The organism is uncultured Methanobrevibacter sp., assembly GCF_937881195.1.
GTDB lineage: Archaea > Methanobacteriota > Methanobacteria > Methanobacteriales > Methanobacteriaceae > Methanobinarius.
This window is the reverse complement of the sequence record NZ_CALGFC010000065.1, coordinates 42481-55704: the sequence shown is the minus strand read 5'-3', so window position 1 is coordinate 55704 and position 13224 is coordinate 42481. Positions and strand designations below refer to the sequence as shown.

The following is a 13224-nucleotide window of genomic DNA, read 5'->3' as shown; positions in this document are numbered from 1 at the left end:
GTGAAATTGTGACTAAAGATCAAGAAAAATTGCCAATGGATGAAGCTATATCTAAACTGGCTGATGAGGATGTTGAAGTAAGAAAACTTGCGGTTAATAGTTTAGAGGGAATCGATGATGAAAAAGTAATCGAACCTTTAATATTAGCTTTGAATGATGAAAATACTCCAGTAAGACATAAAGCTGCGGAAAATCTTGGAAAAATGGGAGAAAAGCCTGTTGATAAGCTTCTTGAAGTGGTAAATAATGAAGAAGGAGAGTACAAACGTTTTGCTTCTTTTGCTTTAAAAACTTCTGGTAGTGAAAAAGCTGTTGATTATTTCTCTAAAGCTATTCATGATGAGGATTTTGGTGTTCGTAAAGTTGCTGTAAGGTCTCTCGGCGAATTAAAAGCAACAGATAAAATTGATGATATTGAAGAAATAATGCTAAATGAGGAAGATTGGGGTGTTCGCCTTGCAGCTATAAGGGCTCTTGGAGATATGGGTGTCGAAGAAGCAATAATACCAATTAAAAAAGCTAGAAGAAAAGAAAAAGACAAAGATTTCAAAAAAGCAGCTAATAAAGCAATTAAAAAGATTGAAAAGGAACTTAAAAATAAATAACCTTTTCATTTATTTTTTCTTTTTATTTTTATATATTGGTTTTTTTAAATTATAATTATTATTTTTAATTATGTTATATATTTTAATTTTTTTATAAATAATGATTTTATAAAAATTGTGACTGTTTATTTATAAAATGATTATCTCCAAATATTTTTTTGATTTTAATTTTCCATAATATTTATATACTCCCATAACAAATATTTAGGCATACCTAAATTTTATAATTATAAATTAATTTTTAAGATATATTATTTGGTTTTTTATTTATAATAAAAAAATAAAAATAAAATAAATATAAAAATAGACTAAAAATCAACTTTGTTTCAGGTAATGGGGTATAGATATCATGATTAATAAGAATATTAATTCTAAAAACAATATTAAATCTAATTTAAACACTTATATTAAACTTAATACTAAAAAATATAATAATTATAATTTTGGTTTAAATCAAAATCAAAATCAAAATCAAAATCAAAATCAAAATTCAAATTCAAATTCTAAATCTAAATTGAAATGTGGGAAAAATTCCAAGTGTTCTTGTAAAGGGATTTGTGGAGTATCTTGTAAGTGTGCTAATAGCTTTGATTTTGATGAAGATAAAATAATATATTTCAATGATCAGAATTATGCAATTTATAAATTGGGAAGATGGAAAAATAACTATAAAATAAATTTATTAGGTATTGATAATGAAATTCCTGCAAATGAAATAACTAAAAATAAATCATTAAACATAATTGAAGAAATTAGGAAATATACTTTTGACTTTATGGGATTAAAAATTAATGGGATGATTGGATTAGCTATTAAATTTAATGGATTTAAAGATGAAGACATAACTGAATTAATTGAAAATGAGGAAGCTGAGTATTATCATATTAAAGAAGAATTAAACTCATTGGAGTTAGAAAGTTCTTCAGATTCTATTGAAATAAATAATAATGAATTTCTTATTTATAAACTAAAAGAAAACTGTCATGGAGCTATTTTATCAAGACCAGTTAATGAATTCACAAGAAAAAACAGCACAGTTCATTTAAGTAAAATAAAACTAAGTGGATTTTAGAATTTTATATTTTTTTTACAGGAATATTAGGATTTTATATTTTTATTTAAACAATTTATTTACCTCATATAAAAAAATATTTTAAAAATTTGAAAAGAATATTTTAAAAATTTAAAGGAATATTTTTGAACACAAATTTAAAAACTTTTAGCTAATTTTTATTAATAAATGATGATTTACCACTAATTTCTTTAACTTCTAATCTAAAAACTGTGGTTGAATTCACTGTTTTTAATTTAAAATCATCATCATTAAAGCTTTTTTCTGTGTATTGCTTCATTATATATCTTAGTCCTTTTAATTTTTCTTTTTCAGATAATATTTTGATTTCTCCATTTCCACAGATACTTTCAAATTCCATAGTATAACTACAAGGCGAATCTTTTTTAGTTACATCTAAATAAACATCCATCTCAAATCCTGCTTTGTTGTTATTTTTAATAATATCCAATTTTTTTCCAGTATTAGCTCCATGAAAATATAATTCTAATTTTTGGCTATCTTTGTCATAAAAATATCCAAAATTAAGTGGTATTATATAGGGATATTCATCATCAAACAAAGCAATTCTACATACTTCACATTTTTTGATTATATTTATTATATCTTCTATATTTTTCACTTCTTTTTCTTTTCTATTCATGTTATATTTCCTATTGATTATAATTAAATATCTAGTTAAAATATATATTAAATAAATTGATTTTTACAAAGTTATTAACCATTTCTTCTTTAAAATTATTAGTATATATTGGGAAGTTATTGAAAACTAATTGAATGATATTTAATGAAATTATTATATTTACCAATTTTTACAAAATTTTTCTTAAACAAATTTTTTTAAATAATAAATATTTAGGCACACCTAAACATTTATATGCTATTAAAAATAATATTATAATTGTTGGTGTAATCCTCCAAAAAATTACATCATATCACTCAATGTTCTTAAGTATATGGTTAAAAAAGTTACCTCCTCTTTTTTATATCATCTTTGGCATTTATATCAACTTTATTTAGCTATATGTTTAAGAACAACTCTCTTTTCAATTTGATTCTATTGTATACAAATTTTTTAAATAACTTTTTCTAACTTGTAAATATCTTCTCTACGATTTTTTAGGATTGGAATTTCTTCTCTTGTATTATCTATTTCATCAAGATCTATATCTACTATTAAAAGTTCTTCTTCATAGCTACCTTGTTTAATAACTTCTCCCCAAGGATTACAAACTATGGAATGGCCATAAGTATGGTAATTGTTGAACTCATTAAGACATGGTGAAACACCAATTGTAAAAACTTGATTGTCAAGAGCTCGAGATTTAAATAATAATTCCCAATGAGCGGGACCAGTAGTTAAATTAAATGCCCCTGGATATATTAAAATTTTGGCCCCTTCAAGAGCCATAATTCTTGAAAGCTCTAAAAACCGAATATCATAACAAATACCGATTCCTATTTTTCCAATTTTGGATTCTGTATCAATAACAGTAACCTTATCTCCATGGTCCAAAGTATCAGATTCTTTAAAATAAATCTTATCTTTAACATCTATATCAAATAAATGCATTTTTCTATGATAACCTAAAATTTTCCCATTATCATTAAATAAAAAACTAGTGTTATATATCTTTTCCTCGTTTGTTTCATTAATGATCTTTTTTTCAGGTATAGAACCCGCTAAAACATATATATTATTATTTTTACTAATATCAGCTATTGATTTTAGAGTGTAGCTGTCTTCAACAAATTCGGCATACTCTTTAAATTTTTCATTATCATAAGGGCAATTAAACATTTCTGGTAAAATAGCTATATCTGCACCTTCTTTTTTAGCGTTTTTTATCATGGATATAGCTTTTGTAATGTTTTTTTCCTTATTATCAATCACATTCATTTGACACAAAGCTATTTTTAGTTTCATAAGATACACCTATTAATAGTTATATTAATAAAATTATATATTAATATCTAATAATTAAAAATAATATTTAATATATTAAAATTGGAATGAATGGATATTTGATGTACTTAATTATAATTAATGTAATTAAGATAACTAAGATAATTAATATGGTAGAAAAAATAGTCATAATTTAGTTTAATATTTAATTTAATTTATATAATTTAATTTTAGGTTTTTTAGAGGTATAAAAATGAAAAATAATAATAATTTAGATAATAAAAATAAGAATAAAAATAAGAATAACAATAATTTAGATAATAAAAATAAGAATAAAAATAAGAATAACAATAATTTGAATAATAATGCAATTCCTGAAAACATTGATATTTCATTTAATGATATCAATTATGCAATATATAAAATAGGAAATTGGAAAAATGATTATAAAATAAATCTAATTGGGACTTCTAATGAGATTCCAGCTACTGAAACTACAAAAGAACATGTTTTATCTAATATGAATGAAATTAGAAATTCAACTTTTGAAATGAATGGAAAAGAAGTTAATGGTATTGTTGCTCTTTCTATACAGCTAAATATAGAACTTCAAGGACAAAATCTTGATGATTTAATTAATGAAGAAGAAAAGGAATATAAAAATATAGTTGATGAAATAAATGAATTAGAACTTGAAGATTCAAATGGTTCTATTAAACTTGAAAATGATAAATTTTTAATATATAAACTTGAAAAAGATCATCATGTTACTGTAGCTAAACCAGCTAACGGATTAACCTTAAAACATCATGCTGAAGAAATTCAAAGATTGAAAGAAATGAATGAATAATTTCTTTTGTTCTTTCTGTCTTAAAAGGATAGAAAGGTAATTAAATTGAAATTCACGAAAAATGATGAAAAATTAATGCAACTTGTAAAAAGAAGAAAAGTTTCTTATCAACGAATAAAAATGTATGATATTGTTTTCAATGAATTATATCAGCTATTTGAAAAAACACTAACACAATTTATAAAAGAATCAAGAGCTGAACAACAACCATTTCTTGATAATAATGGAAATCCAAAGATATTAGAGCTAGATGAACGAAAAATAAACAAATATCAATTTTTATATAGTAACTATCTAGACACAACCGGAAACTCTGAGAGAACAAAGAAAACCAAATTAATCACCTTCAGATGTTTATTCAATGAATATAATATAGAGCTACCCAAACCCTTAAATTTTAATGTAATACATGAAAGAACACGAACAAGAGATTTACCAACATGGAATGATGTTAAAAAAAGTTTAAAATACTGTATAAATCCTAGAGATAAAGCCATAGTTACATTATTAGCTACTTCAGGGATGAGGGAAGGAGATGCAGTAAGTTTCACAATCCAAGACTTTTTAAATGCAACCGAAATATATCATGATGGTACATTAGAAAATTTACTACTTTTAAATCCATATGAAATCGTGCCATGTTACGACTTCAAACCTGCCAAGACATCAAACAGAGGAAATGTTTGCATTACATACAATACTGGAGAATGTACACAACATATATTCCAATACTTAAAAGAAAGAATAAAAAATAATATTTCAGTAAAACCAAAAACTCCACTATTCCATAGCTATTTAAACAAGGGATTTTTGAAAAGCAATGCAATAATAAAAATATTCCAACGAATAAATGAGAAACTTAATACAGGTATGGATAAAAATGGATATTATGGCAAGTTTCGAGCACATAATTTAAGGAAGTTATTTTCAACAACCTGTAGAAGAAACATCACAAATATTGTAGTTAAAAATGATAAATACACAGAATTAGATTTTATTTCAATATTTACTGGTCATACCCCTCCAAATATGAATAATTCAGAAGTTTATGATGCAATAGATGATGTTGATGGGTCAAATAACCCACTAAGGCAAACATATGAAGCTTTAATTCCTTATCTAATAATTGATAAAAATAAACAAAAAACTAAAACAGAAAATGATTCTTTAGAAACTGAAATAATGAAAATAAAAGAATCAGTTGATATTTTGTTAACTAATAAAAAACAGCTAATTTTAAAATCTTAACTTTTTATAATTTTTTTTATTATATAAAAATTAATCAATGAAAAACAATTTTTTTTATAGAAAATAAATTCAAATACAAAGTTTTTATTTAAATATTTAATTAATATTTTCTTGCTTAATCTATATTATTTTTATAATTTATCTTTTCTTTGTGATTGATTTGTTTAGATTGATAATTTATTTTTTGTACTATTAGGTGATAATTATTTTTGTTTTTTAATCTTAGTAATCGATTATCCATTTAATAACAAATTTCTATATTCTAATTATCATGCTCTTTAATTATTTAAAAATTTCCTATTTTTTATAAAATAATCAGATATTAATTTTTATTATATTGGTTTTAATATTTTTTAGTATCTTTTGGTTATTTTAATAGTATTTTATGGAGTTACTATTTTCTATTGTTGTTGATAGAAAGGTTTATATATGATGGAAAATCTATATTACTATCTAATCATTCATTTTAATTCTTATTTTTTAAAATAGAAAGATTTAAATAGCATGAACTAGATAATATTGTATAGTAATTTTAATTACTTTTGTTTATTAATATATTTTATTATGATATGCATATTGAAAATTATTTTTTATATTAGTTATTTCATTAATTCTAATAGTTTTCATAGTAATAAAACTTTTTTTTTAGCAGTTCTACAGTGTTAAAACTATTATTAAACTTTATTTTGCAGTGAAATTAATCGTCGAAATGCTATTTTAAAAGTTCAAACAAATTAATTCAATATAAAATAGATATGTTAAATAAGATAAGATATATTCGATACTTTATATTAAAATCCATTTTATAAGGTTACTCGAAGTTTACAAAATAAAATATTGTCTAATAAAGTGATAAGAAATTTCTTTTGTAATAAAATCCCGTGAATTTAGAATAAGTATCTAAATTCGTATAAAATTGCAGTTTGGGAGAATAAAAATGTTAAGTGGCTGCATTAATGGTGATATAATGAAGAAATGATAAAAAATGGAAGATAAAACAAAAAAAATTGATTATATTAAATTAAATGATGAAGTTAATTTATTTTTAGAACCTATTGGTAATAGTAAATTAAAATATGTCTTTAGAAGAAATGGCAATGAAATATGTGATTATGAGGGTTTAAAACCATCATCTTTAACTACTAGAAGTATTCTAGGTAAAGAAATAATCAAACATTTAAATTATAAAAGTAATCTTAGTCAAGAAGCTGTTAATGGGCTTTTTGATAAAACTAAAGAAAAATCTCAATTACTTTTTGAAAAGAATAAAAAGAATTTCAATGAATCAAAAAGTTTCAAATCTTTTGAATCATTAAAAAAAGAACTTATTAATTTATTAGATGAAAGAAAAAATATTAATAAATCCCATAGAATTTTGGGAGAATTACTAGGTGAATATGGAGGTATTATACTTTCAAAAGATTCACATTTGATATATAAATTAGATAAAAAGTCTAATGGCTATGTTAATTTAAGCTTTGATGAGGTAAAAAAAATTGCAGCAGATTATGTTGGTGATTATAATACTAATGACAATGATATAAAAATAGCATTATCACATATTGATAAAAGACTAACACCAAAACATAATATTGTTAAATTTGATAACTGCTTGTATGATATGGATAAATTAAGCATAGTTGAATATGAAGAACCAGTTTTTACTGTAATTGAAAGTAAATTTAATTATAATTCCAATGCTAATGCTGGATTAATTAAAGAATTCCTCCATACCTCTTTAAAAAGAGATTCTATTGAAGAAACAGAGAAAGAAGTTCAAAAAGTCCTTGAAATTATTGGATATTTATTTACTTCTGGCAATAAAAGAACTATACTTCCTATAATAACTGGAATTGGAGGTTCTGGAAAATCTGTATTATTAAATATAATTACCAAAATTTTCGGTGTTAATAAAACGACAGATTTGAAATTACAGGATATGAATACGCCTCATGGGACATCTGCATTGTTGGGAAAACATTTAAATATTATCAGGGATTCGGATGATGGTATAGTGGAAAATATTGCGATTTTAAAACAGCAAACTGGATATGACGATTTACAAGTCAATCCCAAGTTTAAAAATCCAATTTTAATTGATAAAGATGAAGTTCCTAAGAGTATTCTAGTTGCTAATAAAATTCCAAGGTTTAAAAATCTTGATTCTGCATTAATGGATAGAATTATAATTATAGAATTTAAACATAAATTTCGTGGCACTTTAGATGAAAATAAAGATTTACTTGCAGATATTCTTAATATTCCTGAAGAAATTGAATGGTTAATTTATAATTCTATAGAATCCTATAAAAAAATGGTTTTCAATGATAAAGACTTTTTAGCAAAGGAATCTTTTGAAAAAACCGAATTGATATTAAATAAACATACAATGCCTTTGAATTTCCTGGTTAGTGAATTAGTATCTGATAATTCTTCTGATACTAGGATATCTACCGATATTATTTATACTGATGAATTAAATAGGCTATGTATTAAATTAGCTAAAAAAGAGGGATTAGATATTACTTCTTATATGTCTAAAGGTAAAATAAAACCTGTGCCTCTTTTAAATGCTATTAGGGGCGTCTTTGGTTTTTGGGATTCTAGATATAGCACTAATGTATCTAATATAGACAATACTTCTAAAAGATTTTATCCAGATATATATAAGATTATTAATAAATGGAATGAATTAAGTGATGAATAGTTGATAATACTATTCCTCACACTTTTGTGCTGTTATAATGAACTTTATATGCAAATGCTTTGATTTTTTTTGAATATTTTTGTAAAAAATTATACTTTTTGATTTTTAAATATTTAAAGTGTAATCCCTTCGTTAAGCGTTTATATCTAAAAATACCTCTTTTATTTTGATAAAATTTCATTGAAAAAGTTGAAATTACATTTTTTTAAAATATAATTCTAATACTATTTTTACTTTTATTTTTTTATAAAATTTATTTTATAATAAATCCTTTTTTTTTTAAGGTGTAATCTATTATAATAAAGCCTATATTCCATGCTTAGATTACTTAAATAATGCTTTGATATTCTTTTACACTTTATTTTAAAATTTTTATATATTGTAATTAATAAAAATCTAAAAAGTACTTTATTTAGTTTTTTATCAGTTTATTACATTTATTTTGTATTTTTAATGTAATTTTTTAATAAAAATAATTATTTAAATTATATTCATCTAATTTTTGATTTTTTAAGGTTAGTTTCTGAAAAAGGTTTAATTATTTGTTTTAAATATTTTTTCATAGCTTTTTAAATTGAATTAGTAGATATGGTTTGGAGTTTTTTATTAAAGTCATAATGCAATTAATTATCTAATTTTGCCATAAATATTATTTAGAGTTTTTATATTTTGATAATGTTCACTAAAGATTTTTAATTTTCATTTAATCTTAAAAATAAGCATGAAGAAATGAATTTAATTTTTTTAATTGTAGTTAGTGTAGAAATTTTTTTATTTTTTATAATAAAGTATTACTTTTTCTGTCTATTTTATTATTATATTGTTGGTTAAATGAGCTTTTTTCCATTAAAAATCAATTTAAGCAATTATTAATAATATTTATTTTTTTAATAAATAATAAAAAAGTATTACTTTTTGTTTTTTCATTTATAAAAAAATTTCATGATTATATAATTAATATTCATATTTTATATATTATTAACATTATATGATATATTAGTTTATATTAAAAATATATATTGTTAAATAATTTCTATAAAATACAATTGATAGAGTAATATAATTTTTTTAATATTTAATTATAAATAAAAATTATAAAAATGAGGATGGTTATTGTATATGTTTTAATACTTGCTTTCCAAGGGAGGTTATTTGATATAGTCTGCCTTGTTTTTTATCGGGATTTAAAACAATAACAAGATTTTTATCTCTTAATTCTTTTAATGTTCGGCTAATATGGTTAATTCTTATATTGGTAGATTCTGCTATTATTGAAGGAATTTTTAAACCATCTTCTAAATCAATTAATACTTTAATTCGGTATTTTGACATTTGTACAAATGAAATTGCATCAATAAGTTCTTTGTCCATATATTTAGTAAAGTCTAATAAAATATTATAATTATTAACACCAAATTACTATATATTTTTACCAAATAAACACCAAACTATAAATAAGGGTTTTAAATAAATTAATATAAGTTATCTTTAAATTTTTATTAAACAATTTTAAGAGGTGTCTTTTTGCCATTTGATGGTTCTAATTTTCAATCAAATACAAAGTTTTGTACAACATGTGGGGCTCAAATTCATGAAAAAGCTGAAATTTGTCCACATTGTGGGGTAAGGTGTGAGATTAATGATAATAATATTCAAGTTAATTCTGGAGGGGTTAATTTAGTATTGTTTTTTTCAAGTATTGGGGCTATTTCGGGTATTATTATGGCCTTAATGTATTTTTATATTATTTATTTATATTCGCTTAATGGATATATTCCAAATAGTATTTCGATGTATTTAACTCTTTTTTTAATGTTTTTTTCTAGTTTGTCTGGTTTTTTAGGTTATTGGTTATCTTTAAAAGATGTTGAATTGAGTATTTTGGAATATATAATTTCATTAACTGGAATATTAATCGCGGCCATGCTTTCGTTTTTAAGCACTTCTACTATTCCTTTTTTAAGTATTGCTACAGGAATCTCACCCGTATTTTTCATGTTCCTTGGATTAATGTCTGCTGTTTTCTTTATTTTAGCAATATTTTATGTGTATAAAAATAAGATAAATGAAAACCTTGAAAATAGAGGGGTTGTTTTATGAATAAATTAGGGTTGATTCCTATATTTAGTGTAATTATTGTGGGTGTTTTATCTTTAGGGATTTTTGCAGATAGTTATGGCCTTTTACAAAATCAAGACCCTGCAATAACACTAAGTAATATAGATGTTAAAACAGAACAGGGTATTTTGGGAGGAATATTAACTATACAAGCGGATGCTTTTTTTAATGAAGATTTAAAATCTATTGGGATGAATGGAACTATATATAAAAAAGATGGAACTTATACTCCAGTTAATCTAGCAGGGAACCCTGTAAATGGCCTTAAAGACCAAAGTTATAAGCTTGAATACTCAAACATACTTCCTTTAACTATTGAAGATTTAGAAAACATGGCCTATCTTGAATTAACAATTAAAACAATTGATAATAATGATGTAGCTAAGGAAATGACAATTAAAATTACAAATAATGGGCAAAAAATATCTGATACGGGGGATAATCAGACTGGTATCAATTTTTTAAGTCTTTTAGGTCTTCAAAATAGTACAGGTGAATCAACAAATAGTAATTATGATGTTAAAATTTCTAGTGGTTCTGGCAATCCTAGTAATTCTAATTCAGGTAGTTCTTCTCAGATGTCTGCATCAGAAGCTAAGCAGATAGCTAAAAATGCAATTGCAGAACCAGGTTTATCAATTGGATACTATTATTATGATAATTCTGTCGAAGCTTGGATTTTTGACATTGAAAATGATAATGGTGAACTAGTGGATAGAATGGGGGTTGATAGCTATGGTCACACATTTAGAATATAAAAAATTATTTTTAAGTGATAATAATGAAAGAAAATAGGTTAATAATGATTATAGTTATTTTGATAATTATTATTGTAATTGGAGCAATAGGGATAATAGCTTTTGTTAATTCGCAAAATTCCAATGAAACAAATTTAATTATTAATAATTCTACTAATGAATCTAATAAAAATGATGCATCTGTTGAAAAAAGCATTGATTCAAATAGTGATAAATATTTTTGTGAAAAATGTAATATGTGGGTCTTGGAATCAGAAAGAGAATCACATACCATACAATATCATCAATTTACTTGTGAAATATGTGGTAAAAAGGTATGGGAAGATGGTTCTCATGTTGATGGTTCTCCATATCATTCAAATGAAGAATATGGTGAACTTGACCGTGAAAAGGGATATAATCAATATGCAGAAAATTAATAAAGACATAATTAATTTTTTTTTATATTATAATTTATTAAAATATTTTAATTAAAAATGAAGTTTTCGGGGGATGATAAAATTGTCAAATAAAAAAAAATTTTTAATAATAATCTTATTGCTTGTTGCAGTTGTTGGGTTTAGTTTAAGTGCAGTTAGTGCATCTAATGGATATTCACATTATAAAGATTCTTTTAAACTTTATAAAGATTCTTATACTTATATAGGTAATAAATATCCATATCCTTATAAAAAAGAGTGGATAAGTGGTGGAAAAGGTAAATATGGTGGTAGTGCAGAGATTTATCTGTATAAAAAAGGTAAAAAAGTCACTAAAAAATCTTATTTAAGGATTAGTGATTATTATGGTAATGGTAATTTTAAAGTAAGTGTTAAATTTAGGTATTGGAATGGATATAAATACATTAACAAATATAAGACTAAAACTTACTATAAAAAAACAAATTTAGCATATGCAAATGGGGGCATAAGCTCTACTAACTGGATACCAGTTTCTGTTAAAATTTAAACTAAATAATTTATCTATTTTCTATTTATTAATTATTTATTATTATTATGCTTTGTGGAATTGATTATTTATGCCTAATCCTAAAAACCCGTGGAGATATAAAAACGACCCTGATTACAAAAGAAGAGTTGATGCGCATGATACTGCTTTAAATAATAAGCGAATTGCCAATAAGAATTCTTGGAGTGAGTTAGAGTGCATATGCACTATTCTTGCAATTGTAATTTTTATTATAGTTTTAGTTTTAGTAAATATATTTTAGATAAGAATAATTCTTTAAAATTACATTTCGATATTATTAAGCATTATTTAAGTTTTAGTTTAATTATTTTTGGCTATATTATTATATTATTTAAATTAATATGGGGAATTATATGAAAGAACCTATTGGTAAGACAGCAAGAAAAATTATTCATGAATCTAAAAATAATCCAAGAATAATATCCTATAATAAAAACCCCATGGGAAAAACAGCAAAAAAGATTTTATCTAAATCTAATCCTCCTATAAATAATAATAGAATTGCAATGATAAAAGGATATATTTATTGTATAGTTAATAAGAGTAATGGGAGTAGATATATAGGTCAAACAGTTAGAAACCCTAACACTCGATTTAATGAACATATGAATAATGCTTTCGACTTTAATTCCTCCTCGTACAATACCCAATTTTCACATGCTATCCGAACTTACGGAATTAACAATTTCGAATTATTAATATTAGAAACTGGAATAATAGAATCAAACTTAGACAGCCGTGAAATACATTATATTGCTAGATATAACACTTATTATGGAGGTTATAATGGGACTAAAGGAGGCGGAGCAAGAGTTAAAACCTTTTCTAATGAATTTCATGAAAATGCGATTAAAGATAGTGAAGAATTTAGAAAAAAATATGATGAAAAAAGAAAAAGTGATGAAGAATTGCAAAATTGGTTTTGTGCATGTTGCTTTGGTGTTTTTATAGTTGTTATGATAATAGTTATTTTAGGGAATATTTGAGAGTA

Annotated in this window: 13 protein-coding genes; 10 read left to right on the top strand and 3 right to left on the bottom strand. The window is 23.5% G+C overall.

Going from position 1 to position 13224, the window contains the following annotated elements:
- The first annotated feature begins 8 nt into the window (after positions 1–8).
- The gene (locus Q0087_RS09100; protein WP_297899699.1) at positions 9–605 is read left to right on the top strand and encodes a HEAT repeat domain-containing protein; all 597 of its coding nucleotides are present in this window, start codon (positions 9–11) and stop codon (positions 603–605) included.
- 349 nt (positions 606–954) lie between these two features.
- Entirely contained in the window at positions 955–1677 is a 723-nt protein-coding gene (locus tag Q0087_RS09095; protein WP_297899697.1) for a hypothetical protein, read from the top strand.
- 151 nt (positions 1678–1828) lie between these two features.
- Here the strand turns inward: Q0087_RS09095 and Q0087_RS09090 are convergent, their stop codons facing one another.
- Positions 1829–2320, bottom strand: a complete 492-nt coding sequence (locus tag Q0087_RS09090) for a pyridoxamine 5'-phosphate oxidase family protein (protein WP_297899695.1) — start codon at positions 2318–2320, stop codon at positions 1829–1831.
- A 432-nt stretch (positions 2321–2752) separates the two neighbouring features.
- Complete coding sequence (locus Q0087_RS09085; protein WP_297899693.1) at positions 2753–3604, bottom strand: carbon-nitrogen hydrolase family protein; 852 nt, start codon at positions 3602–3604, stop codon at positions 2753–2755.
- A gap of 232 nt (positions 3605–3836) precedes the next feature.
- On the opposite strand from Q0087_RS09085, the gene Q0087_RS09080 reads away from it, so the two are divergent.
- From Q0087_RS09080 to Q0087_RS09070, 3 genes are all read left to right on the top strand, one after another.
- Positions 3837–4433 (top strand): hypothetical protein, encoded by a 597-nt coding sequence (locus tag Q0087_RS09080; protein WP_297899691.1) that lies wholly within the window; start codon positions 3837–3839, stop codon positions 4431–4433.
- A 45-nt stretch (positions 4434–4478) separates the two neighbouring features.
- A complete protein-coding gene (locus tag Q0087_RS09075; protein WP_297899689.1) occupies positions 4479–5681 on the top strand; it encodes a site-specific integrase in 1203 nt (400 codons plus the stop codon).
- Positions 5682–6666: 985 nt separating this feature from the next.
- On the top strand, positions 6667–8388 hold the full coding sequence (locus tag Q0087_RS09070) for a DUF5906 domain-containing protein (RefSeq protein WP_297899687.1): 1722 nt from the start codon (positions 6667–6669) through the stop codon (positions 8386–8388).
- Between the two features lie 1110 nt (positions 8389–9498).
- Here the strand turns inward: Q0087_RS09070 and Q0087_RS09065 are convergent.
- On the bottom strand, positions 9499–9759 hold the full coding sequence (locus tag Q0087_RS09065; protein WP_297899685.1) for a MarR family transcriptional regulator: 261 nt from the start codon (positions 9757–9759) through the stop codon (positions 9499–9501).
- Between the two features lie 153 nt (positions 9760–9912).
- Here Q0087_RS09065 and Q0087_RS09060 point away from each other — a divergent pair, with 153 nt between their 5' ends.
- The 5 genes from Q0087_RS09060 (at position 9913) to Q0087_RS09040 (ending at position 13219) form a co-directional block, all read left to right on the top strand.
- Positions 9913–10488, top strand: coding sequence for a zinc ribbon domain-containing protein (locus Q0087_RS09060; RefSeq protein ID WP_297899683.1), 576 nt, complete (start codon positions 9913–9915; stop codon positions 10486–10488).
- Positions 10485–11264, top strand: a complete 780-nt coding sequence (locus tag Q0087_RS09055) for a hypothetical protein (RefSeq protein ID WP_297899681.1) — start codon at positions 10485–10487, stop codon at positions 11262–11264. The genes Q0087_RS09060 and Q0087_RS09055 overlap by 4 nt, the downstream gene beginning before the upstream one ends.
- A gap of 23 nt (positions 11265–11287) precedes the next feature.
- Entirely contained in the window at positions 11288–11683 is a 396-nt protein-coding gene (locus Q0087_RS09050) for a hypothetical protein (protein ID WP_297899679.1), read from the top strand.
- A gap of 82 nt (positions 11684–11765) precedes the next feature.
- Positions 11766–12212 (top strand): hypothetical protein, encoded by a 447-nt coding sequence (locus tag Q0087_RS09045; RefSeq protein WP_297899677.1) that lies wholly within the window; start codon positions 11766–11768, stop codon positions 12210–12212.
- 374 nt (positions 12213–12586) lie between these two features.
- On the top strand, positions 12587–13219 hold the full coding sequence (locus tag Q0087_RS09040) for a GIY-YIG nuclease family protein (RefSeq protein WP_297899675.1): 633 nt from the start codon (positions 12587–12589) through the stop codon (positions 13217–13219).
- The last annotated feature ends 5 nt before the right edge of the window (positions 13220–13224 follow it).

Excerpts from the sequence above, each read along its gene's own strand:
- Q0087_RS09095 (WP_297899697.1), top strand. The coding sequence starts at position 955 with ATGATTAATAAGAATATTAATTCTAAAAACAATATTAAATCTAATTTA.
- Q0087_RS09090 (WP_297899695.1), bottom strand. The coding sequence starts at position 2,320 with ATGAATAGAAAAGAAAAAGAAGTGAAAAATATAGAAGATATAATAAAT.
- Q0087_RS09085 (WP_297899693.1), bottom strand. The coding sequence starts at position 3,604 with ATGAAACTAAAAATAGCTTTGTGTCAAATGAATGTGATTGATAATAAG.
- Q0087_RS09080 (WP_297899691.1), top strand. The coding sequence starts at position 3,837 with ATGAAAAATAATAATAATTTAGATAATAAAAATAAGAATAAAAATAAG.
- Q0087_RS09070 (WP_297899687.1), top strand. The coding sequence starts at position 6,667 with ATGGAAGATAAAACAAAAAAAATTGATTATATTAAATTAAATGATGAA.
- Q0087_RS09065 (WP_297899685.1), bottom strand. The coding sequence starts at position 9,759 with ATGGACAAAGAACTTATTGATGCAATTTCATTTGTACAAATGTCAAAA.
- Q0087_RS09055 (WP_297899681.1), top strand. The coding sequence starts at position 10,485 with ATGAATAAATTAGGGTTGATTCCTATATTTAGTGTAATTATTGTGGGT.
- Q0087_RS09050 (WP_297899679.1), top strand. The coding sequence starts at position 11,288 with ATGAAAGAAAATAGGTTAATAATGATTATAGTTATTTTGATAATTATT.
- Q0087_RS09040 (WP_297899675.1), top strand. The coding sequence starts at position 12,587 with ATGAAAGAACCTATTGGTAAGACAGCAAGAAAAATTATTCATGAATCT.